The organism is Klebsiella sp. K5-204 (assembly GCF_030128585.1).
Lineage (GTDB): Bacteria > Pseudomonadota > Gammaproteobacteria > Enterobacterales > Enterobacteriaceae > Klebsiella > Klebsiella quasipneumoniae.
This window is the reverse complement of record NZ_JAKUZS010000001.1, coordinates 447,082-473,146: the sequence shown is the minus strand read 5'-3', so window position 1 is coordinate 473,146 and position 26,065 is coordinate 447,082. Positions and strand designations below refer to the sequence as shown.

18 protein-coding genes and 2 pseudogenes are annotated in these 26,065 nt (G+C 58.4%); all 20 read right to left on the bottom strand.

What is annotated here, in order from left to right; all coding sequences use genetic code 11:
* Nucleotides 1-71: 71 nt before the first annotated feature.
* The 20 genes and pseudogenes from tssA to tssB all read right to left on the bottom strand — a co-directional run bounded on the left by tssA (nt 72) and on the right by tssB (nt 25,473).
* Complete coding sequence (gene tssA / locus MKR05_RS02340; protein ID WP_049015149.1) at nt 72-1,664, bottom strand: type VI secretion system protein TssA; 1,593 nt, start codon at nt 1,662-1,664, stop codon at nt 72-74.
* A complete protein-coding gene (locus tag MKR05_RS02335; protein ID WP_284118044.1) occupies nt 1,661-5,089 on the bottom strand; it encodes an ImcF-related family protein in 3,429 nt (1,142 codons plus the stop codon). Before MKR05_RS02335 ends, tssA begins: the two co-directional genes overlap by 4 nt.
* Nucleotides 5,073-6,212, bottom strand: a complete 1,140-nt coding sequence (locus tag MKR05_RS02330; RefSeq protein WP_182962046.1) for a hypothetical protein — start codon at nt 6,210-6,212, stop codon at nt 5,073-5,075. The genes MKR05_RS02335 and MKR05_RS02330 overlap by 17 nt, the downstream gene beginning before the upstream one ends.
* A complete protein-coding gene (locus MKR05_RS02325; protein WP_002902252.1) occupies nt 6,209-6,466 on the bottom strand; it encodes a PAAR domain-containing protein in 258 nt (85 codons plus the stop codon). Before MKR05_RS02325 ends, MKR05_RS02330 begins: the two co-directional genes overlap by 4 nt.
* Nucleotides 6,467-6,486: 20 nt before the next feature.
* Nucleotides 6,487-8,928: a DUF2235 domain-containing protein gene (locus MKR05_RS02320; RefSeq protein WP_182962047.1), complete on the bottom strand. Its 2,442-nt coding sequence runs from the start codon at nt 8,926-8,928 to the stop codon at nt 6,487-6,489.
* Nucleotides 8,916-9,446 carry a T6SS immunity phospholipase A1-binding lipoprotein Tli1-KP gene (gene tli1, locus MKR05_RS02315; protein WP_060590945.1) on the bottom strand — a complete coding sequence of 177 codons (531 nt, stop codon included), beginning with the start codon at nt 9,444-9,446 and terminating at the stop codon, nt 8,916-8,918. The genes MKR05_RS02320 and tli1 (MKR05_RS02315) overlap by 13 nt, the downstream gene beginning before the upstream one ends.
* 68 nt (nt 9,447-9,514) lie before the next feature.
* Complete coding sequence (gene tli1 / locus MKR05_RS02310) at nt 9,515-10,036, bottom strand: T6SS immunity phospholipase A1-binding lipoprotein Tli1-KP (protein ID WP_060590946.1); 522 nt, start codon at nt 10,034-10,036, stop codon at nt 9,515-9,517.
* Between the two features lie 63 nt (nt 10,037-10,099).
* On the bottom strand, nt 10,100-10,879 hold the full coding sequence (locus MKR05_RS02305; protein ID WP_182962048.1) for a DUF4123 domain-containing protein: 780 nt from the start codon (nt 10,877-10,879) through the stop codon (nt 10,100-10,102).
* A pseudogene (locus tag MKR05_RS02300) lies at nt 10,879-11,367 on the bottom strand (DUF2345 domain-containing protein); the annotation flags it as partial. The pseudogene MKR05_RS02300 and the gene MKR05_RS02305, both read right to left, overlap by 1 nt.
* 542 nt (nt 11,368-11,909) lie before the next feature.
* Nucleotides 11,910-12,435, bottom strand: a pseudogene (locus MKR05_RS02290) (DUF3304 domain-containing protein).
* A 95-nt stretch (nt 12,436-12,530) separates the two neighbouring features.
* Nucleotides 12,531-13,061 (bottom strand): DUF3304 domain-containing protein, encoded by a 531-nt coding sequence (locus MKR05_RS02285; RefSeq protein ID WP_101995592.1) that lies wholly within the window; start codon nt 13,059-13,061, stop codon nt 12,531-12,533.
* A 24-nt stretch (nt 13,062-13,085) separates the two neighbouring features.
* A complete protein-coding gene (locus MKR05_RS02280; protein ID WP_238875468.1) occupies nt 13,086-13,862 on the bottom strand; it encodes a DUF4123 domain-containing protein in 777 nt (258 codons plus the stop codon).
* A gap of 3 nt (nt 13,863-13,865) precedes the next feature.
* Nucleotides 13,866-16,235: a type VI secretion system Vgr family protein gene (locus tag MKR05_RS02275; protein WP_284118201.1), complete on the bottom strand. Its 2,370-nt coding sequence runs from the start codon at nt 16,233-16,235 to the stop codon at nt 13,866-13,868.
* Nucleotide 16,236: 1 nt separating this feature from the next.
* A complete protein-coding gene (gene tssH, locus MKR05_RS02270) occupies nt 16,237-18,891 on the bottom strand; it encodes a type VI secretion system ATPase TssH (protein ID WP_248569333.1) in 2,655 nt (884 codons plus the stop codon).
* 265 nt (nt 18,892-19,156) lie between these two features.
* Nucleotides 19,157-19,648 carry a type VI secretion system effector Hcp gene (hcp, locus tag MKR05_RS02265; protein ID WP_023289393.1) on the bottom strand — a complete coding sequence of 164 codons (492 nt, stop codon included), beginning with the start codon at nt 19,646-19,648 and terminating at the stop codon, nt 19,157-19,159.
* 4 nt (nt 19,649-19,652) lie between these two features.
* Nucleotides 19,653-21,359 carry an OmpA family protein gene (locus MKR05_RS02260; RefSeq protein ID WP_238875470.1) on the bottom strand — a complete coding sequence of 569 codons (1,707 nt, stop codon included), beginning with the start codon at nt 21,357-21,359 and terminating at the stop codon, nt 19,653-19,655.
* Nucleotides 21,356-22,045 (bottom strand): type VI secretion system protein TssL, short form, encoded by a 690-nt coding sequence (gene tssL, locus MKR05_RS02255; RefSeq protein WP_023289391.1) that lies wholly within the window; start codon nt 22,043-22,045, stop codon nt 21,356-21,358. The genes MKR05_RS02260 and tssL overlap by 4 nt, the downstream gene beginning before the upstream one ends.
* The gene (gene tssK / locus MKR05_RS02250; protein ID WP_072420330.1) at nt 22,042-23,385 is read right to left on the bottom strand and encodes a type VI secretion system baseplate subunit TssK; all 1,344 of its coding nucleotides are present in this window, start codon (nt 23,383-23,385) and stop codon (nt 22,042-22,044) included. The genes tssL and tssK overlap by 4 nt, the downstream gene beginning before the upstream one ends.
* Before the next feature lie 9 nt (nt 23,386-23,394).
* The gene (gene tssC, locus MKR05_RS02245) at nt 23,395-24,939 is read right to left on the bottom strand and encodes a type VI secretion system contractile sheath large subunit (protein WP_233672868.1); all 1,545 of its coding nucleotides are present in this window, start codon (nt 24,937-24,939) and stop codon (nt 23,395-23,397) included.
* Nucleotides 24,940-24,981: 42 nt separating this feature from the next.
* The gene (gene tssB, locus MKR05_RS02240; protein WP_023289388.1) at nt 24,982-25,473 is read right to left on the bottom strand and encodes a type VI secretion system contractile sheath small subunit; all 492 of its coding nucleotides are present in this window, start codon (nt 25,471-25,473) and stop codon (nt 24,982-24,984) included.
* Nucleotides 25,474-26,065 lie beyond the last annotated feature (592 nt).

Sequence of the window (26,065 nt, the reverse complement as noted above, 5' to 3'; positions counted from 1 at the left end):
AGAAGAAGTAATAGCTTTCAGATATGCAGAAGACAGCAGATGCAAGTAATAAGGTGCGGTTGACGCGTCAATTATGCGCACAGCACCGCAGCGCGAGCGGGATCCAGAGCGATAAGCCCGGCAAGCAAAGACTCCATCTCTGGCTGCAAGCGATTTTTTTCTGCCTCACTGCGCCCGGCCTTGCCTCTTAGCAGCCGGAGTCGGCGGGCTTTGATCTCAAAGATAAGCTCCGGCGTCCATTGTTCGAGCGTCATTTCCCGGGCACGGCTGTCGAGTTCCGCCAGCAGATGCAGCGCTATTTCATTTTTTCCGTACTGCTCGCTGACCCGCGCCATCAATAAGCGCATCAGCCACCGATTGCGGCTGGTGGTATAGCCCGGTTGCGCCTGTAACCAGTTCAGCGCCGACTCAATACCTTCATCGTCCGCGCGGGCGAGCACTTCTGCCTCCAGCGACAGCACCTCATCAGTGCTGGTCGCCGCCATCACCGGCTCACCTTGCCATCCGGCCATCTCATCCAGAACATGTTCGTTAAGCCAGTTGAGCGTCACTTCATCGGCGAATGGCGTACCATCGTTAAACGCCAGGGTTTCCAGCCCCGGTAGACGAGCCAGTAGCCCTTTCATATCCCGGCACAGGATATCGGCCCGTACAGTGTCAGCATCCAGTTTCAGCAGCGCCTGCCAGGCGTACCACTGCACGTCCAGCCACAGATGATTGACGCCTTGCGCCAACAGCGTGTCCGTATGCTCCAGCAGTTCTGACCAGCTTTTCTGTAAATACAACCGCTTAAGATGGGCTTTACTCTCCGGCTTTGGAGGCAATAGCCGGGTCCGGCCGGAGGCATCCAGCGGCGGTAATTCCGTTAAAGTATCCCAACGCACACTCTTCATCAGATGATGACCTGCCAGCCATCCGCCGGGACACTCACGCAGATATTTCGCCAGCACTTTAACCTGGTCGAGCAAATCACGTCCTGACGTGACGGTATGCATTACCGGTGCGGTGTCTGCATGTTGGGGCAGCAGATCGTGTTCTTCGCGGCTGGTCTGCGGCACCAGGCTGCGGGCGCCGCCGCTTTGCACCAGTCGGTTCTCCAGGAGCTGATATAGCCCGGAAAGATCGGGGCGAGAGGCCTCAGCCAATACAGCAAAAGAGGCTTCCGTCAGCAATAACGCCCCGATAATGACCTGCATAGTGGTCATGTCGACTTCCGGATAAAGAGACAGACTGTCCGACATCCGGCGACTGCCGAGCCATTCCAGCGCCGATTTGCAGCTACGTTCACGTTGGGGATGGAGCATATCCCCAAACCGCTCAAGCATTGCCGCAAGCAGCGTAACGCCCTCGGCCAGACCGGTTTCGCCATCCTGCTGCAGACGCGCCCACACGTAAAAGGTGATCACGCGCAGATCCTTGCAGGTATGAGTCAGCAGTTTTTCTGCGAGCTGGCAAATCAGTTCGGTATCGACGCCGGAGATCTTATTGACCTCCTCGCGGATACGCTGAAAATCATCGTCATAGCCCGGATCATCCCCGGTGGGCTGGCTATCACTGATTGGCGCAAGCCATGACTGCCAGTTTTCCTGGCGTGACCGGGCCTGCTGGCGCAGTACGCTTTCATCCAACTGACTGGCGGCAACCAGATTTTGTAAAATACTCATTTTTCCATCTCATCCATGTCACTATTCCCTACCCCCGCCGTCAGGGCCTGTGCGCTCTCAGCCGCATCGACAGTGAAAATCTGATCCGGCAGGGTCAATCCGCGCAGCGCCAGAAGCACCAGCGGGCCGCTCCCAAGCTGGGAGCGCAGTACCCACTGCAGGGTGCGGCCATCCGGAGCGGTGAAGCTCATCATCCACTGGCTGCGTTCGAGCTGCTGGCGTTTACCCTGCTCCAGCCAGCGAATAAAACCCCAGGTTCCGCTGTAGTCACCAAACAGACGCGTGCCCGCATTGACGGTGGTCCAGGTCAGCAGAGCGCCGGGTTTATACGTTTCCCCCGGCCAGCGGAAAGTCTGCCAGTCGGCCATCTGATTGAAATAGCGCAGCTTTTGGCCGTCTATCGTCAGCTGTGTCTCCACGACCTGTGCAACAGGCCTGGCCTGCAATTCGAAGCTGATGCCCTGGCTGCCATCGGTGAAAAGAATGTCGGACAGCTGGCTTAGCTGGTTGATGGCGCGCAGAAAGGCTGGATTAAAGACCAGGCCGTGACTGTTGACCTTATCCGGCACCCACTGACTACCTTCTTTATGCAGAACACCGTTCAGCTCCGTCGTAAGAAAACGTTCGATTCGCCCGCTGTCTTTGCGCACAAACTCAGCCAGCATCGGCAGAGAGGCGTCGCTTTTGCTGGCGGCAAACGGAAAGCGGCCGTCAAAAGCGGTGTGCCAGCTGGCGACTACCGATCGGCGCCATTTATCATTCAGACTGGCCGCCGACGGCAGAAGCACGGTTTCCCAGGCCTGAGTCAGCGGCTGCACAAACAGAGTGTTACCGAAGCCACTCCACTCTTCGCCAAGGCTTGCCGAAATCAGACTGCCATATTGTTGCGTGTCGGTCAGGTCGACGCTTTTCCCCTGGAAGACGGTCTGCGCCAGGGTCTGCATCATCTCCTGCGGATCGGAGGCATTCGCAACCTGCTGCAGACGCAGGCGCACGCGGGTGATGCGGGTCAGATAGGTTTGCAGGCTCAGGGTGCTGTCGGCCGACATGACGTTGTTGCCCGTGTTTTTCCCCATTAGCTGGAGCAGTGGGCCGAACGTGTCATCCAGAGGCCCCTGCGGCCCGGCTGCCGACTGGTCGATGACCGGCTTGTCTTTTCCGCCCACCAGATCTTTGGCCGATTTAATAAGGCTGTCCGACAGCCCCTCCCTTTGTTGCCCCGCCTGCCCCTGCCAGACAAGGGTATTCATCAGGGCAATCAGCGGCGACTGGCGGACATCGCTTATCAGCGTGAGCTGGTCGGTAACATCAGCAATGGTGGTCGCCGGATTAAGTCGCAGACTGTTGAGAAAATTCAGCCAGCTGCCAGCGAAATCGGTGAAGTAGCGTCGGGTCAGACGCGCTTTCAGCGCCTCCGGCGACAGGTCTGTCGACACCGTTTTGCGCGAATCGCTCAGCACCCAGTCGATTTCCTCCCGGCGCGAGCTGGCTGCCTTATCAATGGCCTGCTGAATGCCGCCTTCCCATGCCTGGCGGGTAAACATCCCCGGGACCACTTCATCGGTGGTAAACAGGCGGCGCGCATCGGTGCCACTGGTCATGTCTTCCAGCGATACATCGGCAAAATTACGACGCACGGATTTGAGCATGTTCTCATACAAGGTGCTTTCGGCATTGCGGCGACCTATCTGCTGCAACAGAACCTGACGGCTCTGACTGACACGTTGTGCATCCGGGATGATCTTCCACTCTGGCCGCTCGGGCAGCAGGGAGAGATAAAAGGCCCACAGATCCGGCGCCAGACTTTGCCACAGTCCGGTCGAGATCCCCTTTCGCGTTGGCTGGACCGTTTTCATGGTCTGCGCGAAAAAGGCGCCATCGGCTTTATCCGGACGAGCCATCATCAGCCAGGCTTTCAGCTGGTCATAGCCCGGTTTCGCCAGCCGGGCTCGCTGGTCGCTATTGGGTGCGGAGTTGACCAGCGCGCTGAGCGCCTGCCGCAGCGCGACATTGGCCGGGTCACGTATCAGGCGGTTGTTTGCCACGCCGTACCAGGGCAGGACGGCGTCTAATAGTTGCTGATTATGGTCCAGACCAAAGCGCCGATACCAGGGCGCTCCCTTCTGCCCATCGTGCACGAGACGGCCGGCCTCATTGCGCAGGGCATGGAGGGCCGTCAGTTGATAGTCAGAAACAGAGGGGTGGGTCACCAGGTCACGGGCTTTTCCCGCTACCGAAACAATCTGGCTGTAATTAAGGGTAAAGGAGAGCAGCAGTCCCGCCGCCCACAGGCCGAGGATAGCCATCAAACCGCACGCCAGGCCCCGCTCCCACGCCATTCCCACGTGATGCCCGTGTAAACGGCGGCAGTCATCGACGATTCCCTGCCAGGTGGCGGGCAGCGTCAGGAGATGAGGCTGGCCCGCAGGCGAGGTATCAGCCTCCTGATAAGGATCTACGGTACGAGGCGCCGGCAGGCTAAACATCAGGCCTCGCAGCGCAAACCGCTGTCGCGAGGCGGTCAGCCATGGCGCCAGCTGCCAGCGCCATTGCGCGATCCCCCCGTCGAGAAACTGCTGCCCCAGACGCAGCAGGAAGTCGTGGCGGGTCTCCTCCGCGATCTGGCGCATCCCCTGCTCCCGCAGCGTGGGCAGCATCTGCGCAAGCTGACGGGCGACATCGTCCTCGGTAGCGCGTAACGGGAAGCTAACCCCTACCGCCTGCACCGCGCGGTCAGCCTGCGACCACTCACTGCCGCACAGTTTCCACAGCCAAACCGGGGCGGCATAGCCCAGCAGTTCGCTAATTTTTTCCAGCCCGCGCAGGTCGTTTTCGCTTATCTGCGGCGTCAGGGTGAGAGACGATGGCATCACCCGCACAATCCCGTCCAGAGGACGGCCGCGGCGCAGCTTGCGTAGCGCGGCGTATTGCTGACCGTCGGGTTCGGAGAGCAGACTGCCGCCGTAAATCAGAACGGTACGCTGGCCCTCCAGCCAGCGCTGCTGGCGCAGACCAGGCGCCAGTTGTTCGATTGCTGCATCGTCGCCGGTGACTAAAAGCAGGCGGACTTTGCGGTGCCAGCGCAGGCGGTAACGTGCGTGAAGATGCTTTTTCAGCGGGGCATAAAGGGCTTCGCGCCCATCGGGCCTGGCGGGTTGCCGCACAGGCGCTGCTGAAGGCTTAACCTTATCTTTTATCAGCAGTCGAAAGGCCATAAACCCCAGTACCAGCAGGCTGAGCGCCATCCCCCAGATAATAAAGCCCATGGCGATAAACGGGCGCAGCGTTTCCCACTGCGTGGCATGATCCATCGCCCACAGCCACCATGCCAGCCCGCCCAGGAGCACCAGAAGCGTGACCGCAGCAATACTGACGATAACCGTAGCCGCCACAGAGATAGCTGCAGGTTTATTGACGTTGTCCATCAGGTTTTACAATTCCAATTGCGAGGGTATTCAAGGGATCGCGGGCTATCCAGCCACACGGTTGTTGGTAGTGCGCGGCGTAGATCGCCGCCAGCGACAGAACGGTCAAGCCTTCCATCTCGCCGATGTCTCCCCAACAGGCATCCTGGCGATACAGGTTGATATCCCAACCGCTGTGCGCCAGCGCTTCCAGTCCCGGCTGAAAAAACAGCGCACAGGCTTCCGGGGGGCCGCTCAGTTCGTTCTGCTCCAGCACACGAGCGGCTACAGCAGTCAGGGCCTCCCCTTTTTCTGCGCAATAGGTTTCCCCCCTGGTCAGGTGCACCGGACCGTCCCGTCCGGCGAGCCACAGTACCGCAGACTCTCCGGCGGGTTGCACCGCCCCCGTCTGGGCGACAACCACCTGACATCCGGCGATAAGCACAGTGTCGTGGGGGTCAGCTTCGGCCAGAGTGTGTGCTATCTCCGCGAGGCTGGCCTCCCCACACCAGGTATGCGGGCTGGATGGTAGTGTCATCTGCGCAACAGTGAGGGTCATCTGTGCACGAAACGCCTGCCAGGCGAGTTCCGTTCCCTGCCAGTAGCAACGCAGCGGCGGAGTAAGCGTTCTTTCACTGCGCTGTCGTTGCCATTCCATCACCAGTAGTTCCGCCAGCCGTTTTTCGCGGGCGATAGCCTCAGAAACTGAAAGGTATGGTGCTCGCAGCGCCCTGCCGCCGCCCTCGTTCTCTTCCTCTGGCGGACGCTCGTGACGGCTTAGCACCCGCAGCCAGTCAGTGGTCGTTTTGCCCGCGGGGCCCAGCAGCAGACCGTCCTGTAACCCGATCGGCTGCCGATGCTCCGCCCACCATTGCTGTTGTTCGTATGCCACCAGTTGGTCATAGAACCTGGCGTTATGCACGCTCATGCGGTAGTACAGCAGCCGGATCAACCAGCCGGTACCTGCCAGCGCCAGGGCCAACAGGATCCCGGTGCCGGCCAGGGCGCTTTTTCCTTCTGACGAGGGAAGTAAAGCGCTGATCCCGCCGCTAAGCAGAACCAGCAGGGCCGAAACCGATAGCCACCTGGCCGTACCAGGCGGTCGCGCGTATTTGTACGGGGGATACTCCGGTACCGGCCTCACTGATCAACCCCGCAGTCTGGGTTAGAGCTGACCAGCGTGCAGCCGCAGGCGCAGCGATGACCGTGGAGCGCAACCGGCTGGCCATCAATAGTGGTTCGCGCGCTGCCTTCAGCGATGGTCGTCATACCGTGTTTGTTACACTTGACCGGGTCGCCCTTGCAGGCGAATCCCAGACCAAAACACTGATAATGCCCCATCAGCACCCTGCCACCATACTCCCGCAGGGTATCTCCTTTGCGGATGACTTTATTCATCGGATCCTCCTTATCCGCGTTCAGACCGTTGTCGTCAGAACGTCCTCAAGCCAGCTGGCCGGCAGCGCGGCTTGCCCCCGCGCCATCTGCTGTTCCGCTTTCCGCGCCTTTTGCTGTGCGACAACGGTCCCCGGCTCGTGGGTAAAGGCCCGCAACTGCTCCCCTCCGGGCAGCTCTGGGAGCGCTTCCCCGGTTATCTTGTCCAGCACCGCCACCTCCAGCGAGCGCACGGCGCCTGTAGCGGCCAGCCCGGCCAGCTTGCCGGTCAGGGACTTTTGCCGGAAACTGAGCACGACGCCCGCAGTCACGGTCGCAAAACCCACCAGGTCTCCGGCGAGCACCAGCGGCGAGAGCGGCTTACTGCAGCGCTCGCCGAAGTAAATCATCCGGTAGCGGAAGTAGCCGGTCCACATCTCGCGCGTGCCGAGCACGGCATACATAAACCAGGCGCGTGAGTCATGCACCTGGTCATCAAACAGCGCCCTCACCAGCCCGGCAGGCTGCTCCGCGTTGCTGGCCTCCCCGGCCGCGGGGAACAGGACGGCCACCCGGGCCTCTCCGTCACGCTTCATGCGCCGGTATTCCTGCGCTTCATCATCGGTATTCAGAATGAAAATCACCGGCTGCAGCACGGTATCCAGCACCAGCTGCGCCAGGTTCTCCGGGATACGGTAACCGTCGTGGTAATCCTTTCCGAACTCCTTCGCCGCGTCGAACAGTTGGGTTTGATCCATCTTTGGGTCAAAATCCTTCACACCCGGCTGCAGAACCAGCTCATCCATCCTGTCAGGAGGCTGGTTTGCTATCTGGTTCTGGCGAGCCCTGAGCACCGCCGCCTGTTTTTCATCACGAATCTCTTCTGCCGCCTTCCGCGCGGCAGGCAGCGCTTCGGTATTCGTGGCGCGCTGATAGAATGGCGTTTTCAGCATCGAGCCTCTGGCATAGCGGTCGATGCGCCAGGCGGTGATCCAGGCCATCTGCTCAGCAATGACGGTTTCCAGGCTGCCGCCGGCGGCAAGTGGTTCGTAGTGAGAGGCTGCTTCGGGATCGAACGTTTTCGGCGTGGTTTGGCCCAGAGTGAGTTCGCGCCAGGCGTTGAAGCGGTTGACTAGTGGTGTATCAATTACAAATTCTTCCTGCAAATCGGGCGACATGGCTCGCCAAAGCTGCCGGTTTAGATCTCGCGGTAATGTGGTCGGTGGGACTTTAAGTGGCGCACCAAAAGCAAATGCCGAAGCATATAAGTCATGCAAAACTACCTGTGAGAGTAACAGTGCATCATCCTCACCATTCGCTTTCCCCTGATCCCCCGGCGGATATCCTCCACCAATATCCGAGTGCATCCCCGGGTAAACCACCTCAGTGGCACAGGGCGGGTATTTGCCGTTTGCCCGGCGCACCGAGTCCAGCGGAAAGCAGAGACGCTGCTCATGCCCGGAGACCAGGTGAACACATTTTTTTATCAGCCCGCCATAGGTTTCATCATCCGGCAGCTCCATCGTGCCGTCTGCCCAGGACATATGCCCGTCGGCAACCGGCACAACATGCGCCACCCCGACGGAGGCCACCGTATCCAGCAGCCCGAGAAACTCCACGCTGACGGGCAGCTGCATCCCGCCTGTCTGCAGGCACTGCGGCGGTTTTTCACCCTCCGCCGCCGGCGGGGGCAGCAGTTCGCTCAGCCAGCGCACAAAGGTGCGCGCCGCTGCCGCGCCGCGGGAAAAACCATAGACATACAGTTTGATGCCTGTCAGTTTCGGCTTGCCCGGCTCAGGCTGAATCAGCATCGGCATCAGTTTCGGGGCAAGACCATTCAGCAAACGAGTGAACTCTTCATAGCGGTTATGGCTGCCGCCAAACCCCAGCAGGTTCCAGTTGGTGCTCATTTCTTTCAGTGAACGACGACTCTCTGTGGTGGTCAGCCATTTTTCGGTGGCACTAAACATCAGCACATCGATTATGCGCAGCAGCGCCCAGTTAATCCGGTCCTCCCCCTTAACTGCCCCCACCAGACCCATGGTGGAATAGTCGGGGTCATTCACTTCCGGGAAGGGGGTGCCCACGCCGGGCATATAGAATTTAAAATATTTCCCGTCTCCCTCGCCGTCTCCATCAAACAGCTTGCTCTGATCATCAGACGGCACCCCGCCAGCCGTACCCGTTCCAATAGTCGCCCGAAACAGCCGGGCGATATTGGTCGGATGTTTCGGGTTCGCGATAAAAAAGTCATGATTTAAGTTATTGCCGGTACCGTCGAAAAACAGGCTGATATGAAGCGTCTTGCAGCACGGCGGCTCCACGCGCCGTCCGGCAGCCAGGCACAGCTCCTGATGATAGCGCCGCTCGTCGCTGTTCTGTTGATAGTAGTTCTGACCAACCTCCAGCGCCCGGCCCGGCAGACGTCCCTGCGGTGGAAACGACGGCGGGACCCAGGCGGCATGGGTTTCGGTTATTTCGGACATACGGGGGGCTCCTTCATCCTGACGGGCTCTTTTATCGGGTAGTTCGCATTTCTCGGTGACCAGCAGCTGGTGGTTACCTTCACGTCATCGCAGGGTAAAAAGTGCACAGTAATACCGCACACCTCCTGGCCGTTATAGTCGGGCAGCGGGACGGTTTTGCTGTGCTGCCTCTTTTGGGCATCAATTCCTTTTTTCCAGGCAAGGTATTTTTGCCTATCCTGATACCCCGGAAAGTCCATGGAGTACCCCACCCCAGTTTCCCAGTCAACGCGCACCGTCATACCCGGCGTCCAGCGGGCGGGCACGCTGAAGCAGCAGCCGCCACCGCCCCCCTGAAACGGGCCTATTGAATCGATGCCCGACTGGCCGTTGACGCTGAAGTGATTAACTGCCCACTTTGTGTGGTTGATGGCGTCAATGGTGCCGCCGCCACCGCCTCCGGCCCGGGCGGCAGGCTGTGCGCAGCCGGTTAACAGCAGCAGCCCCGCCAGCAGCGGGCTGATTAATGCAGATTTCATCGGACTCTCCCTGTCGGTTTGAGGGTGATTAAGGAATGGTGATGCCATCCCGGGGAAACGAAGGCGAGCTACTTCGGACAGACGGCCGGCTCCTTCATCCTGACGGGCTCTTTTATCGGGTAGTTCGCATTTCTCGGTGACCAGCAGCTGGTGGTTACCTTCACGTCATCGCAGGGTAAAAAGTGCACCGTAATACCGCACACCTCCTGGCCGTTATAGTCGGGCAGCGGGACGGTTTTACTGTGCTGCCGATTCTGAGAGCTCATTTTTTTCTCCCAGGCTTTATATTTTTCGTAATCAGCAAATCCAGGAAAACCTTCAGTCGATGCCTCCCCACTTTCCCAGTCAATGCGTACCGTCATACCCGGCGTCCAACGGGCGGGCACGCTGAAGCAGCAGCCGCCACCGCCTCCCTGGAACGGGCCTATAATGTCGATGCCCGACTGGCCGTTGACGCTGAAGTGGTTGATCGCCCACTTTGTATGGTTGATGGCTTTTATTGTTCCGCCTCCGGCCCGGGCGGCTGGCTGTACACAGCCGGTTAACAGCAGCAGCCCCGCCAGCAGCGGGCTGATTAATGCAGATTTCATCGGACTCTCCCTGTCGGTTTGAGGGTAATGAAAAGAGGGATGAACTCAGCCAGACCAGACTTTTCATTCCGAAGGTCTCTCACTGGTTTTTATGTCGGCAAGCCACTTTTTCATTACCCAGTCTTCACGGGCGTCATCCAGAAGAATGCCCTGGCGTGTCGCCTCCACCATGCCCTGATAACAGGCCGAAAACAGCGACTGTCTTGAATCAAATATGCCCGCAGGCGGAGCACAGTGTGACAACAGGACGATGACATCGCTGATACACATCAGATGCTCGAGCTGGCGATCGCTGAGTTCTATTTTTGGCGCCTTTTCATCGCGTTCCGGTGGGAGACCACTGCCTTTGATGCCTTTCGCCTGCCCGTCAAGATCCTGCCACGCCCAGAACAGGGCCGGACGCATCAATGGCTCTTGCTGCTCTTCACTGAGAATGTGCGTAAACAACAGCGGAAATACCCGGGTATCGTAAAAGCGTAAAATTCCGCTGCGCCCTTCCTGCAGAATATCCATGCACTGCGTGAGCCAGTTCGCCAGCGCCGAAAAGGGCCAGTATGTGCAGAACAGGAGCAGCGGCGCCTGGCTGGCAAGTTGCTGGCTGATATCCTGTAACCAGCGCATTTGCTCAAGATCATCAAGCGTAAAGCGCGCTACCAGCGGAGCATCATCGACGATAAATGCTTCCGGAAGTCCATGAAAAAGCGACTGCCACTCAACTGACAGCGAATTCAGCGCCGGAATAACGGAAAAATCCACCCCTGCCTGATCGATAATGACGTGCAGATAATCCGTTCCGAAAACCCGAGAGGTTCCGGCGACCTCCTCAATCCATTGTCTGGTCATTATGCCTCCCGCGGCACGAAGCCCTGCGCCAGCGCCTGGGCTTTTTTAAGGCACTCTTTACAAACCGATGCCGGTAGATCAGGTAAGGGAAACGCCTCGCTGACCGGCCCCTGCAAATCGTGCTGCCCCTTAAGGCTAATCACCCCCGGTCCGTGGATCTGTACTTCTCCCTGCGGGGTAAGACGGATATATGCGCCGCCGCACCCCTGGGTGATGCCATTTTTAGCCGTCAACTGCAGATGCCCCTGAGTTGACTGGACGGTGATATCTTTTAGCGCGGTCAGCGACAGAATATCGCCGTGCGACTCTACTTCCAGCGGGCCTTTGGCGGAGACCAGCCGCATTCCCTCCTGTTGCGCCAGCAGTGAAATAGCCTGGCTGGCATTCAGTGAACAGCGCTGTGCCGTGGTGATGTTGACCTCTCCCAGGCTCTGCAGATACAGCCCGTTACCGCTGTGCAGGAGGGTCGTTTCCGGTGTGACGGCGGCATAACACTCGGCATCAGAAATCTCGGTTAAACCCGATGTTCTTCTGAGTGCGTCAATAATCCGTAGCAGCCCCCAGTTGACGCGTTCTTCACCGTAGGTCGCAAAAGCCAGGCCTGGCGTACTATAATCAAGGTCATTAACTTCTGGAAAAGGTGTGCCAACCCCAGGGATATAATATTTATAATATTTGTTGCCTGACGTTCCTGCTAAATCAACCAACTCTTCAGTATGTCCCTGAACCCCACCAGCATAACCCTGACCGATAGTTGCACGAAACAAACGAGCAATATTTGTTGTATGCTTAGGACTGGCAATATACAGATCGTTATTTAAGTTATTTCCTGTACCATCAAAAAATAAACTGATATGCAGAGTTTTACAGCAAGGCGGCTCTACGATTTTACCCGCAGCGTGACAGAGCTCATTCCGGTATGCCAGCTCATGGCTGTCCTGCTGTTTACAGTTTCGCTTCGTTGCTGCTGTATCTGTTGGTAAACGCCCTTGTTTTGGAAAGTGAGGTGGATACCATGTTAAGTCTGGGTTCATTTTGGACATACTTCAGGCTCCTCCATCTTAATCGGATCCTTAATCGGGTAGTTCGGATTGCCGTAATCGTAACAACTGGTTGCAACTTTTACCTTGTCGCACGGAAGGAAGTGTATTTTGATGCCACAGGTTTTTTGGCCGTTATAGTCAGGAACTGGTACTACTGCAATGTGTTCTTTATGACTTGCTTTTATTTTTCCATTCAAGATACTCATCCCAATGATCGTATCCTGGAAAGCCATCTGTTGAAGCTTCTCCTGTTTCCCACTCAATTTTTACCGTCATTCCCGGTTCCCATTTTGGAGGCACACCAAAGTAACCAGCACCGCCTCCTCCCTGCCACGGGCCGATAATATCGACACCGGACTGCCCGTTGACACTAAAGTGGTTGATGGCCCAGTGGGTATGGTTGATAGCTTCAATGGTTCCGCCACCGCCGCTGACTGAATCAGACTCAGCAGGCTGATTACAGCCCGTTAACAGCAATACCGCTTTAACTAAAAAGAGAAAGGGAGATTTCATTTAACATTCCTTTGCTTAGGGGATAATGAGAGATTACAGGTTCCTATCCCAGCCATGTGTCAAAAGGAGCTAACCATGCCCTGGCAGCCCTGAATTTATTTTGGACATACTTCAGGCTCCTCCATCTTAATCGGATCCTTAATCGGGTAATTCGGATTACCGTAATCGTAACAACTGGTTGTCACTTTTATCTTGTCGCACGGAAGGAAGTGTATTTTGATGCCACAGGTTTTTTGGCCGTTATAATCAGGAACAGGCACTATTGCACTGTGCTCTACATAACTTGCTTTTATTTTTTTTTCCCATTCAAGATACTCATCCCAATGATCGTATCCTGGAAAGCCATCTGTTGAAGCTTCTCCTGTTTCCCACTCAATTTTTACCGTCATTCCCGGTTCCCATTTTGGAGGCACACCAAAGCAACCCGCACCGCCTCCTCCCTGCCACGGGCCGATAATATCGACACCGGACTGCCCGTTGACACTATAGTGGTTGATGGCCCAGTGGGTATGATTAATGGCCTCGATGGTTCCACCACCGCCGCTGACTGAATCTGATTCAGCAGGCTGATTACAGCCCGTTAACAGAAATATCTCTGCAACTAAAAAGAGAAAGGGAGATTTCATTTAAAACTCCTTGTGAGGGATTAATCAGGTAACAGAGTTATTTGAAATAACCTGCGCCATAACCCAGTCATTGCGCTTATCATCAAAAACAATTCTCTGCTCTGTTGCGGTCAGCATCGCCTCATAACAGGCTGTAAATTCGGCTTGCCGGTTAGTAAACATCCCTTCTGGCACACTCTCGTATCTCAGAAACTGGCTCGTATCACTGACACACATGAGTTTCTCAAACTGGCTATCGGTAAATTCGATTTGCACCACGGACTTGTCAGATTCCGGGATTTCACCACTCCCCAACCGAATGGAAGACTGATAGTCACAGTCGAGCCATGTCCAGAATAAGACCGGTATCAGCAGTTGCTTTTGCTGCTCAGCATCAAGAATGTGGCTGAACAAGAAAGGAAAAACACGGGTATCCCAGAAACGGAAAATCCCCTCCCGACCTTCATGTTGCGCATCAACACAATCCCTCAGCCAATCAGCAAGCTGTTCAAACGACCAGCAAGAACCGCATATCAGCAGGGGAGCCGACTCCATCATTTCTGCTGCAAGGTTATGTAACCAGTGAACGTGTTCAGCGTCCGATAAATTCACCCGAACCAGTACAGGCGCATCCTCAGGATAAATATCTTCAGGTAGCCCATGATATAGCGACTGCCACATCATAGGGTTACTGAAAGTATTAAGTGCGGGCAGGACAGAGAAATTAACAGCACACTGATCGATTATCACATCAACATAGTCTATCTCGGCACGCTGGCAGGTTTTTCTGATTTTGTCTATCCACGGAGAAACTAAATCCATCTTTTACACCTCCCTTGGAACAAAACCCTGAGCGATTTCCTGTGCCCGTTTCAGACAATCTTTGCAGACCGATGATGGTAGTTCAGGCAACGGGAAATCCTGGCTCGCAGGGCCTTCCATGTTGTGTTGCCCTTTCATGCTTAACAGGCCAGGTCCATGAACCTTAATTTCTCCCTGAGATGTCAACTGGATGTAAGCGCCGCCACATGCAATAGTGATCCCGTTTTTTGCCGTTAGCTGCAGGTGACCTTGTGTTGACTGAACCGTGACGTCTTTCAGTGACGTAAGGGAGAGTGTGTCTGCGTGTGATTCTACTTCAAGTGGTCCTTTCGCCGAGACCAGCCGGATCCCTTCCTGTTGTGAAAGTAGCGAAATCGCTTTACTGGCGTTTACTGAGTGGCGCTGCGCGGTTGCAATATTGACCTCTCCCAGACTTTGCAGGTAGAGGCCTTTACCACTGTGCATTAACGCAGTACCAGGGGTAACAGAAGCAACACCTTTAGGGGCCACCATCAATAAAGCCGCTTCTTTCAGGTTACTGGCACCATCAACAAAATCTCTCAGTGAATCTGCGTCCGGTGAATAATTATGATGAATCTGGGCAATACTACCCCATTCGATTATCTGATTCAGCGCGCCTTTCAGCAGACTGACCGTTGGCTCCATCTCCAGCACCTGGCCCTGTGCCCTGGCCTGGCCGTCCGCGCTGATAAATATCCCTTTCTGCGCCCGGATGGCACCCCAGCTGTCGGTTCTCAACTCAAAGCCTTCGCCGCGCGGCTGCCTGTCGCTGTTCACCAGGTGCCCCAGATTCAGCTGGCTCTTGCCGCCGTACTCCGTACTGACCTTGATATGCTCTTTTCCACGCTCATCGTCGAGGCGGATTTTGTTGTTCGCCGGGGTGCGCAGGACGTTGCGTTTGTGGTTGCGGATGGTGACGTGGTCGCCGTGCGCCGAGTCATGCAGCACGCCGGCGATGTACGGCCGGTCCGGGTTGCCGTCCTCAAAGCCAATCGCCACTTCGGTGCCCGCCAGCAGCGGCAGGTGAAGGCCGTAGGTATCTCCCGCATACGGACGGGACTGGCGGACCCACAGGCTCTCGAACCCGGTTTCCCAGCGCGCCCGGTCAAACAGCATATTCACCCGGTAGCGCCCGTGTTTGTCGATATGCCCGTAGGTGTCGTTTTCCCGGGTACTGGTCACGCGGGCCGGCAGCGTCCCGGCCATCACCGGGCGGGCGCCGGGCTCGGGCCGGTAGCCGACGTCCGGGCTGTCCGGTATGCCGGCAAACTCCACCGCAAAGTCGGCATCGCGCCGGGCGTGGCTGTGCATCGCCGTGATAAGCACACCATCAGCAAACTCTCCGGCCACCTCCTCTCCGCCGGTCACCTTCAGCACCTGACCCGGGCAGAGCGTCGGGCAGCTGGTGGTGCCCTGCATCCGGGTCTGGCCGTTCAGATAACGCTCATGACGAAGCCGGGCGTAAAACGCCCCGGACTCCGGCGCCGGATGGCGGTCATGGACATTCCCCGCGGTCAGGTAGTTATCTCCCCAGTGGTAAGCCTCACCGAAGGTAGTGGTCTCCCCGCGGGTGACATCCACCTGCGCGTTCATGTCGGCCGTCGCCTCGCGGTAGTTGTAGTCGCGGGTACTGACCTGCTGCTCCACGACGCGGTGGCGGCATGCCATCTCCCACACCGCGTCCACCCCCGCCGACTGCTGCCCGGACGGCGGGACCGAAGGCAACGTCAGCCCCTTCTCATAGCCCTGCTGACTGTCGCAGAACTCAGCGACGTCGATGTGCAGCCGCGTGTCGGCGGTAAAGCGAAACCAGATCCCCACCTCACCCAGCAGACGTGTGATAAAGCGCAGGTCATCCTCACCGTACTGCATCACCTGCTCGCGGCGCGGATACGTTTTTGTCAGCGAGAACAGAAAATCCTGACCGCGCAGGCCGTGGCGCTCGCGGAGGATTTTTTCCACAATCTGCGGAACGGACTGGTCCTGATAAATGGCGTTCTGGTGCGAGCGGTTAAGCAGCGCCAGGCGCGGCTGGAGGGTCAGCGCGTAGTGCGTTTCATCCCTGGAGGTGCCGAGCCGTTCGAACCCCGTCACCACGCCCTGGATCACCCGCACGGCTTGCTGAACATTGATGCCGAAGCCCTGAGCCACCGGCGCCTGCAGCGTCAGGGAGGCAGCCTTCATCAGCATCATCTCTTTTCTGATGGCATGGTCTGCGCTGGTGAATTCGATACGATAGCGGAACGGCTGGCTCAGGGCTTCATCGCCCTCAAACGCCAGCACATCAAGCCCGGCTTCACATCCCTTCACCGAAAGCAGATGGTGGTTGTGGCTGAACAACAACGATTTCACGCTACTCATCGGCGATTGCCCTCTCGTCAAACGCCATCACGATGCCTTCTTCTTCGTGATACCCCAGCGTCACATGGTTCGGTTTATGCCCCGCCGCCATATGGCTCAATAGCTGCTGACTCAGCGCCGGCAGGATCTGCTGATTGAGCAGAATGTCGACGTTGCGGGCGCCGGTGTCCGGCAGCAGGCAGGCCTCGGTCAGCGCGTCGAACAGGCTCTCGCTGAGGGTGGCGGTCATCCCGTAATGGCAAGCCAGACGCTGACTCACCTGCCCGAGCTTCATGCCGACAATGCCGCGCAGCGCTGCCGCCGGCAGCGGACGGTAAATCACCGTCTGGAAGCGGGCCAGCAGCGCAGGCTGGAAGTGACCGCGCAGCACCGGGCGCAGCAGCTCGTGCAGGTCTGATTCGCTGGCTTCAGGCTGTTCATCCAGCAGCTGCATTAGCAGGTCACTGCCAAGGTTGGCGGTCATCAGGATCACGGTGTTGCGGAAGTCGATTTCACGCCCCTCGCCGTCGCGCATTACCCCCCGGTCGAAGACCTGGTAGAACAGGTTCATCACATCGCGATGGGCCTTCTCCACCTCATCGAGCAGCACCACGCTGTAGGGGCGTTTGCGCACCGCCTCGGTCAGGATCCCGCCCTGGCCGTAGCCGACGTAGCCCGGCGGAGAACCCTTCAGCTGGCTGACGGTGTGCGGTTCCTGGTACTCGGAGAGATTGATGGTGATCAGCGCTTTCTCGCCGCCGAACAGCGCATCGGCGAGGGCGAGCGCCGTTTCCGTTTTGCCGGTGCCGCTCGGCCCGACCAACAGGAACACCCCCTGCGGACCGTTCTCCGGCGTCAGGCCGGTTTTCGCGGCGCGCAGGCGCCGGGCAATAGCGCTCAGGGCCGCCTCCTGGCCAACCACCCGTTTGCCGAGACTCTGTTCCAGGCTCAGCAGCTCCGTCTGCTCATCCTTCATTAGCGAGGAGAGCGGCACGCCGGTCCAGTCGGCAATCACCATCGCCACGGTGCGGACGTCGACGTCCAGCCCGAGCAGCGGATTGCCGTGCTGGGCGGCAGTAAGCGCGTTTTGCAGGTCGTTGATTTCCCCCTGGCGGGAGATATCGCGACGACATGCCCGCAGTGCCTCCGTCAGCTGCAGCTCCTGACCATATTGGGTTTCGAGGGTATCCAGCGCCAGGATAAGGCGGTTCTCCTCCTGCTCAATGAACGCCAGCCGTTCGCCGTGGGCGCTGTTGCCCAGCGCGATATCCTCCAGCAGCGCCTGCTTCTCCATCGCCAGCGCGGTGAGCTGCGCCTTCAGGCGGGTCAGCGGCTCTGGCACGGTATCAAGGCTCATGCGCAGGCGGGCGGAGGCGGTGTCGAGTAAATCCACCGCCTTGTCCGGCAGCTGGCGGCCGGTGAGATAGCGTCGTGACAGCGTCACGGCGGCACGCACCGCGTCATCCGTGATATGCACCCCGTGGTGGTGGGTATACCGGGGCTTCAGGCCGCGCAGCATCAGGCAGGCGGTGTCGTCGTCCGGCTCATCCACCTTGACCATCTGAAAGCGGCGCTCCAGCGCGGCATCGCGCTCGAAGTACTGCTTGTATTCACGCCAGGTGGTGGCGGCGATGGTCCGTAGTTCCCCCCGGGCCAGCGCCGGCTTCAACAGGTTGGCGGCATCCGCCCCGCCGGCCTGATTGCCCGCGCCGATAATCGTGTGCGCCTCGTCGATAAACAGCAGCACCGGCGTAGGCGACTGCTGCACCGCCTCAATGATATTTTTCAGACGCTGCTCGAACTCGCCTTTGACCCCGGCGCCGGCCTGCAGCAATCCGAGGTCCAGGGTGCGCACCGACACCGGCTTCAGCGCGTCGGGGACGTTGCCTTCAGCAATGCGCAGCGCCAGGCCTTCCACAAGGGCGGTCTTGCCCACGCCCGGTTCACCGACGAGGATCGGGTTGTTTTTACGACGCCGGGAGAGAATATCCACCATCTGGCGGATTTCCGTATCACGTCCGAACACCGGGTCAATCTGCCCGTCTCTGGCTTTGGCAGTGACGTCGAGAGTAAATTTGTCGAGGGCGTTCTGCAGCGCCGGGTTGGGCCCATCCGTGTTCGGTACCCCGTCCGCAGGACGCCCCACAAACTCCACGTCCCCGCCATGACGCTGCGCCAGCGCAGTCTCCTGCTGCGCTTGCGGACGTTCGTCGGACTGGGTATCCAGCAGGGGGCGCAGGCGTTCCAGCTGGCTCTGGCCCAGGGTTAACAGCGGCCACAGGCCATCGCACTGGATCAGATTCTGTTTTGCTACCAGCGCCATCAACAGGTGAACACTGCGGATCTGCGCTTCGCCGCTGAGCGAGGCAATCAGCCAGGCCTCCTGCATTAGCTTCAGGATAGCGCCAGATAGCTGAGGACGATGACGTACCGAGCGCGGCTGTTTATCCAGCCAACTAAGCAGATCCTGCCATAGCGCATCCATATCCCATTCGTAGCGCCGCGCCAGCACCGTCAGATCGCCTTCCCCCTGTTCCAGCAGCTTGAGCAGCCAGTGCTCGGGCAGGATCTCAGCGTGCGCCCGGGACTGGCACAGCGAGGCCGCCCCCTCCATCGCGCGGGCACAGCAGGGATTAAGACGGCGTAACAGGCTGGCTGGATTTTCCATGAGATCCTCTCTTTATTGGTTCCGGACACGCTACCGCCCGTCGCTGTTCCCCAACAGGAACCCATAGCGCACAGGGTCAGGCAGGCAGATTGTGTTTTTCTTTGCTGAGTACCCGCATCTCAGGCATTCAGCAAAAAACGGCGGACAGAGAAACGCTGTCCGCATCAGGCGATGGCCCTCCTTACTCCCCGGTCGCATAGATAACGATGCGACCGGGGTGAGCGAACGCCGCCAACGCGCCTCCGGCGCGAAGAATGACGGGCAATTACGCGGTAGCGCGTTCGTTCCAGCTATCGGAATGAATGATGTTGCCGTCTTTATAGGTCCAGATGATCTTCTCGTAGCGCAGCTCGATCTGTTCCAGATGGTTGTGCTTCTCGTAGGCAGGGTCTTTGATGTCGTGCATCAGGGGATTCACTTTCACCACCTTGACGTTCTCAAGCGTGGTGTTGAAATACTCCACTTCCTGGCCAGCATCGTTGATCCGGTACCACTTGAACTCGGCGGATTTCAGGGTCTGACCGGTGGTCACCGCCTTGTACAGGTAGGGGCTGGAGGAGTCGATCTCCTTGGTGAACAGGAAAGGCGTATGGATCCGCGTGCCGGTCAGTTTGCCGGTGTTGTTATCGGTCGGGATGTACAGGTTATGCTCCTGGGCCACCACTTCGATACTGCCTTCACGATCCTGAACGTCGACAGACCCTTTAATGTCCGCGCCGCCGTCGTCTTTCAGCCAAAGATAAACAGGAATTGCCATGGAATTACTCTCCATTGTGTAGTGAAGCGCCATCATCCTGGGATGACGCAGAGGGTTTGTCCGGTAACCGGCAGGCGTCGACCTGCGGCACCAGACTGATTTCGACACGTCGGTTCAGCGCCCGGCCTTCCGGCGTGTCGTTTGTTGCAATTGGGCGGCTTTCGCCATAGCCCTGAACGGCAAAGCAGCTGTCCGGCACGTCGCCGGTATCGCGCATCCAGTCGCGGACCGATTCCGCGCGTTTCAGCGACAATAGCTGGTTGGCTTTTTCCTCACCGACGCTGTCGGTGTGGCCGGCCACCACGATAAGCCACCCGGGCCTGGCCTTAATGTCCACCAGCGAGTGGACAAGCCGCTTTGTCGAACCGGGTTTCAGTACCCATTTCCCGGTATCGAACAGCGACATGCTGTCAAGGCGGATGACGTGCGGCGCGACGCGCTGCACCGGCCTGGGGGGCGGTGGCGGCGGCACGTAGCGGCGAATAGCCTCCAGCAACGGCAGGCGAATCCGCTCCCCGCGATATAAGCCAAGACTCAGGCGCAGCGGGACGCCGTTACGCGCCCAGCTATCCAGCAGCGCGGCATCTTCACGCAGCACCCTGACGACGCTGGCTTTTGCCCCATAATCATCCATCGCGATCCGCTCATAACGGGCAATATCAACGCCCACGCGCTGCAGCAGTTGTCGATTGTTCCAGCCACTGCTGAGCAGCGCGGCGACAGCCGCAAGAGTGAAAACAGCGAGCGCCGCGCGCCAGGCCCTGCCCCATGGCGTAAGCCCCCGTCCCGCCGGTAACTGCGACAGGATGAAATCCGGCAAGGATGACGCATCCGGGGTGTCGGTCTCGCCTGGCTGCCAGCCAGCTACCCGCGTCAGGCCGGTATGCCGGGATAACCACCTCGTCCATGCCGACGACGCCAGGCTCCCGGCATGGGTGGGTCCGATCCCCCAAAGTACGGCCGCTGGGGTCAAGGGTGGCAGGTCGGCATTCTCCTCCGTTAACACGGCAAGGACGTGCCGTTCGAACCAGCCCATCAGGCTGTTCATTAACACCTGCTGCTGCAGCGCCGCCGCGCCGCCGACGCTCAACCAGGTCGACACAGAACAGGGGGCGCAGGATGGCTGCCAGACTTTCACCGCCTCACCCGGGAACGCCGCCTGCCAGAGCAGACTGGGGCTCATCGCGCTGCCCACCTGCCCCTGCAGCACCAGCGGTACGGCATACCTCGTCTGCTGCCGCAGCTGGCTGATTTGCCAGCGCAGGGCCAGCAGGGCGCTGGTCAGCGCGTCGCTTTGCGCGTGCCGCTGCGGGCAGACGCAGAGCAGCACCGACAGCTGAGGCCCCCACTCCGGTCGCTGGCTTAATATCTGGCGCGCAACCTGCGGCAGCTCCTCCGTCTTTTCCACCCGGATCCAGCAGCCCTGTTTGACGACCCGCACCGGGGACGGCTGCGGCCAGACACACGGCAAATCGCCGCAAACGAGGACTACCGGCTGGCGATAAGCGATCGTCGGAAGTTCGTGCAGGGTTGACGAGACGTGACGTTCGGCACCACGATGGGCAATACGCCAGATCGCGATAATCAGGGCCAGCGTGACCAGCAGAATGAGCCACGCCCCCCAGCGGGGAACCGGCAAAAATAGCAGGCACACCAGCGCGCTCAGCAAGCCTGCCCACAGCGCCAGCCCGCGCTGCTGGGCGGGGCTCATTTCACCTCCCCCGGCAGCAGGGTCAGCAGCAGATGATCGAGCCAGTGGTTCAATCCCCACCACAGAGCCACGACCACCGCCACGCTCAGCCCTGCACGTACCGGCCAGGAGGCCAACCAGCCGCTTATCCCCAGTCCGGCGCGGCTCTCTATCAGCACCGGAGCGCCCTGCGGACAACGGAAAGGCGGGACATGTTCACTGAGCGCGTTGACCAGCTTCAGGCGCTCCGGGTCGTGGAGGGAGCGAAAGCTGCCAACAAAACCCAGCAGCATCACCCGCTGAAAACAGGTGACCACAGCCAGGTCGGGCGTCGGATCATGCAGAACCTCGCGCATCCGCTCGCACAGGGTGTCGCCGGCGTCCATGGTGCCGAGAAAATGCCCCTGCAACGGAATGTCATACCACTGCAGGCAGGCATCATCCTCCACGCCGCGCCCTTTCACGACTTCATCGAGCAGCGCGCACTGGGCGGTGAGAATATGCTGACAGCTGACGTCATCAAGCCCGCTCGCCTTCAGCTCAGTTTGCACGCGCTCGACATCAGCAATACAGCGCTGCCAAAGCGTGTACCCCTCCTCATCGCGGAACTGCGGGCCATGGCGCAGGCTGATAACCTGCAGCCAGGTGTTTTGCAGCAGCGCATCGATATCAATGGACGCGGCGTTGCCGCGTTGACGTTCATTCACGTTCGTAGCACCGCAAAAAGTTCAAGTTCAGGCTCGCCAAGCATCCCCGGGACGTAGAACATACAGGTACCGCTCTGCAGCATTTCCGTCGCCAGAGGATGGGACACATCGAGGCTGAAATACTGGTTTTCCAGACGCAGCGGGATCGCCGCCGGCACATGACGCAATGGCGTCAGGGGCACCCCTGTCCGCGAGGAGTTGACGATGGCTTTGACATGATCCGGACTGCCCACTTTGCACTGCCGCGGAAACTGTTCCTGCAGCTGAGCGACCGGTACCGACGAACGAACTGACAGATAGTAATCCGCCCCTTCCCGCAGCCGGGCATCGTGCAGACGCGCCTGCCAGAAGTGCAGCCGGGCATCATGCTCCAGGGCAATCGCTACCACCCGCGACGGCAGGCTCGCCTCCAGCAGGTCGCTGAGTAAATCAAACAGCGGCGGAAAAACCGCGTTCAGCTGGTCATGTTGATAGATCGGGACGGCATTCGCCTGATGGGTCAGCGAAAAGGTCAGCAGGCTGCCAGCCAGGCGCGCCAGCTCCGGATAGAGGCGTTCCGGCGGGCTTTGCCGGTAACGCAGAAAATACCCCAGCACCGGCTCAGCGCTGTTCAGCGCGTTCAGCAACCAGAACAGAGAGACATCGGCCACGGCAAAATCAGCCATCCGTTCATTGCTCTCGCGACGCATGGCCATCAGGCGCGTCAGACGAGCCCGGAGCTGAGTAAGCAGCAGTTCAAGCTGCGTCGCCAGCCAGCGGCTGCCCTGAATCTGCAGCAGCGGCGGAAGAAACGTCTCGTCGATGAGCCAGGCCCCCTGCGAATCCCGCAGCAGGCGTACCACCGGACAGGTCAGGTAATCGCTGTTATCCTGATGGGCGAAACGGAGGGACAGCTCCGGCTGCATGACGGCAATCTGCCGGGTATCATCCCCGAACTGGTTGCGGACATCGCGCCAGCGCTGCCGGAAGCGCACCGGCCTGTCGGCCACATCATCAGGCTTCAGGCAGTTGCCGCCATTGGCCTTCATCAGAGGCAGCGCCAGCATCACCACTCCCGTGCGAGATTCGCCCTCCAGCGACAAAGCCGGCGGCAGCGCATCGGCATTGTCCGTATCAATCATCGTGCCATCCTGGAACCGGACCTGCAGCCTGTGAGCCTGCAGGCGGCCCAGTTTGAGCATCTCTGGTTCGAAGGTCGCCTCAACCACTCCCCAGGGGTGGTTGAGGCCCATCCGGGCAATCGCTTCCGCAGCCCAGGCGGCATACGCAGCCTGCTGTTGAAAATGCTGGGGCGACACCATAATGCCCCGGCCCCATAACGGACGTTCGGTTTTCATCATCGTCCGACCCTACGCCTTCGCCTTCGGCATCTGGCTGACCAGCGACAGATTGACGTCCAGCCCCTCGACCTGGAAGTGCGGCACGGCGTACAGCTTCACGCGGAAGAAGCCCGGGTTGTCCTCGATATCTTCCACCACCACGCTGGCATCGCGCAGCGGATGGGAGGCCTGCAGCTCGTCGCCCGGATCGGTCATTTCAGTGACCAGGCTCCGCACCCAGGTGTTCAGCTCCAGCTCCAGCAGGCGCCGGTCCTTGGTGGTGCCGATATTCTCGCGCTGGATCATCTTCAGGTAGTGCGCGATGCGCGACAGCAGGAAGATATAAGGCAGACGCGCGTTGATGCGGCTGTTGGCGGTAGCGTCGGCGGTATCGTACAGCGCCGGTTTTTGCGCGGAGTTGGCCGAGAAGAAGCAGGCGTAATCGCGATTTTTGTAGTACGACAGTGGAATGAAGCCCAGGCTGGCGAACTCAAACTCCCGCGTTTCCGGGATCATCACCTCGGAAGGGATCTTCACCTGATTGCCGGTGCCCAGATCGTACAGATGGATGGGCAGATCTTTCACCGCGCCGCCGGCCTGCGGGCCGCGGATCTGCACGCACCAGCCGTTATTGACAAAGCTCTTCACCATATTGGAGGCGAAAGAGAACGCCGCGCTGGTCCAGAGATACTTTTCGTGGTCCGGCCCCTTCACCTGCTCGACATAGTTGAAGCTGCGCACCGGCACAGTGTCCGGACCATACGGCAGACGACCCAGCACGCGCGGCATCACCAGGCCGATGTAGCGGGCGTCGTCGGTTTCACGAAACGCTTTCCAGCGAATATATTCCGCACGTTCGAAGTAGTTACCGATATCTTTGATGGCGGCGACCTCTTCCATGGTCTCTTTCAGGAAGAAAGCCGGGCCGACAGCGCCGATAAACGGCATGTGGGCGGCAGCGGAAACCCGGGAGATATTGCGCAACAGCGCCACGTCCTGCGCGCTGGCGTCGAACTCATAGGCCGAGATCAGCGAGCCGATCGGCTCGCCGCCGGGGGTGTCGTACTCCGCGGTGTAGGTGTGCCAGTAAAGGCCGCTCTGAATCAGCTCCGGCGCATCCTCAAAGTCCTGACGCAGATCGTCCTTTGAGACGTCGAGGATCTCCGTTTTCACGTTCTGGCGGTAGTCGGTGTTGTCCACCAGCTGTTTGAGGCCGCGCCAAAGGGATTCGACCTGCTGAAACTCCGGATGGTGCATCACTGCGTCCAGCTGGCGGCTTATCTGGAAATCCAGTTCAGCGATATGGTGGTCAATCAGCGTTTTATCGAGCTTTTCCACCCGCTGGCCGGACTGGCGGATGCGCTCCATAAACACCTGCATCGCCGCGGTCAGACGCTCCGCCGCCGGCGCCTCGGAGAGCGCGGCATCTTCCAGAAAGTCGTTGATGTCCCCGAGGCGAGCGGCCGGGGCGAGATTGATTTTTTCAAACAGCGACGCGTAAACGCCCTCGCTCGCCGTGTTTTCCTGCAGCGCGGTTTGCCCCTGAACAGGGCTGTTTTCTGTGGTAACAGACATTAGCATTTTCCCGGTTATTCCATTAACAGACTTGCCCCGCCATTATTTCGGAGCAAGCGCACTCATTTCGTCGCGTAATTCCTGTGACAGCGCCGGATCTTTCAGAATTGCCTCGAGCTCTTTTCTGAAAGTGGCGTTATCAAGCAGATTGGATTTGAGATCGCGTAATAAATTACGCATCGCCAGCATGGCGCGGAGTTGTGGAATTTGCCGGGCAATCTGCTCCGGTTCAAAATCGTTGATATCGGTAAAACGCAGCCTGACGTTCTCCTCTTCGCCATTGCCAGCCAGCGTATTCGGCACCGAGAGATTCACCTCCGGGCTAAATTCCGAAAGTACGCTGTTAAAGTTATTTTTATTGACGTTAATTTTTTCTCTTTCCGATAATGGCCGGTTTTCTTTACCGTGACTAAAATCACCAATGGTAAGTAGCTTTAATGGCAGCTCAACTTTTTTTTGCACGCCGCCGGTGTGGAGAGATAATTTGAGATTAATGCGAGCCTTAGGCACTTCATTCTGGAACGTATCAGCCATAGCAGTTCCTTTCCTCAGGGAATAATTATTGAAGAGTTGACGGTAAAAACCTGAGGATAATAAAACAGAAATAGATTATCGATCAACTTAACAAGAAGATTTATTGAATATACTCACAAGGTGAATGATTTCATTTTCCCTTAGCGCCAAAATAAATATTTAATAAATAAATACAAAACCTAAAACAATAATAAAAACAAATTACACCCCAAAGAAAAATATAAGAATAAACATAGCGATAACAGCACCTGGAATTAAATCATCCCCTCGCAACGCAATTTATCGTCACCCGCGCGGCAAAACATTCAAGAGCAACCTTTTTCTCAGCAACTGGTTTGCGCTAACCGGTCAGCGAGCGTGACGAGGAATGACCGCGGACCCAGCGATATGTTCCTCCGCAGACAGTCGTCAGTGGCTGAAGAGCTTATTTTTCTGGGCGACTGACCACAGCGCGATGGCGAAAAAAGTTGTCGTTACCAAAAAAATATGAACCCGGTTACAAGATGCGCACGCCACCGTCATCGGCATCCTGAGGAGGTCGCATTCTGCGGATCGCCAGGCTATATCTATGACACCTTTCTCCCACAACGAG

Excerpts from the sequence above, each read along its gene's own strand:
- tssA (WP_049015149.1), bottom strand. The coding sequence starts at position 1,664 with ATGAGTATTTTACAAAATCTGGTTGCCGCCAGTCAGTTGGATGAAAGC.
- MKR05_RS02335 (WP_284118044.1), bottom strand. The coding sequence starts at position 5,089 with ATGGACAACGTCAATAAACCTGCAGCTATCTCTGTGGCGGCTACGGTT.
- MKR05_RS02325 (WP_002902252.1), bottom strand. The coding sequence starts at position 6,466 with ATGAATAAAGTCATCCGCAAAGGAGATACCCTGCGGGAGTATGGTGGC.
- MKR05_RS02320 (WP_182962047.1), bottom strand. The coding sequence starts at position 8,928 with ATGTCCGAAATAACCGAAACCCATGCCGCCTGGGTCCCGCCGTCGTTT.
- tli1 (WP_060590945.1), bottom strand. The coding sequence starts at position 9,446 with ATGAAATCTGCATTAATCAGCCCGCTGCTGGCGGGGCTGCTGCTGTTA.
- tli1 (WP_060590946.1), bottom strand. The coding sequence starts at position 10,036 with ATGAAATCTGCATTAATCAGCCCGCTGCTGGCGGGGCTGCTGCTGTTA.
- MKR05_RS02305 (WP_182962048.1), bottom strand. The coding sequence starts at position 10,879 with ATGACCAGACAATGGATTGAGGAGGTCGCCGGAACCTCTCGGGTTTTC.
- MKR05_RS02285 (WP_101995592.1), bottom strand. The coding sequence starts at position 13,061 with ATGAAATCTCCCTTTCTCTTTTTAGTTGCAGAGATATTTCTGTTAACG.
- MKR05_RS02280 (WP_238875468.1), bottom strand. The coding sequence starts at position 13,862 with ATGGATTTAGTTTCTCCGTGGATAGACAAAATCAGAAAAACCTGCCAG.
- tssH (WP_248569333.1), bottom strand. The coding sequence starts at position 18,891 with ATGGAAAATCCAGCCAGCCTGTTACGCCGTCTTAATCCCTGCTGTGCC.
- hcp (WP_023289393.1), bottom strand. The coding sequence starts at position 19,648 with ATGGCAATTCCTGTTTATCTTTGGCTGAAAGACGACGGCGGCGCGGAC.
- MKR05_RS02260 (WP_238875470.1), bottom strand. The coding sequence starts at position 21,359 with ATGAGCCCCGCCCAGCAGCGCGGGCTGGCGCTGTGGGCAGGCTTGCTG.
- tssK (WP_072420330.1), bottom strand. The coding sequence starts at position 23,385 with ATGATGAAAACCGAACGTCCGTTATGGGGCCGGGGCATTATGGTGTCG.
- tssC (WP_233672868.1), bottom strand. The coding sequence starts at position 24,939 with ATGTCTGTTACCACAGAAAACAGCCCTGTTCAGGGGCAAACCGCGCTG.
- tssB (WP_023289388.1), bottom strand. The coding sequence starts at position 25,473 with ATGGCTGATACGTTCCAGAATGAAGTGCCTAAGGCTCGCATTAATCTC.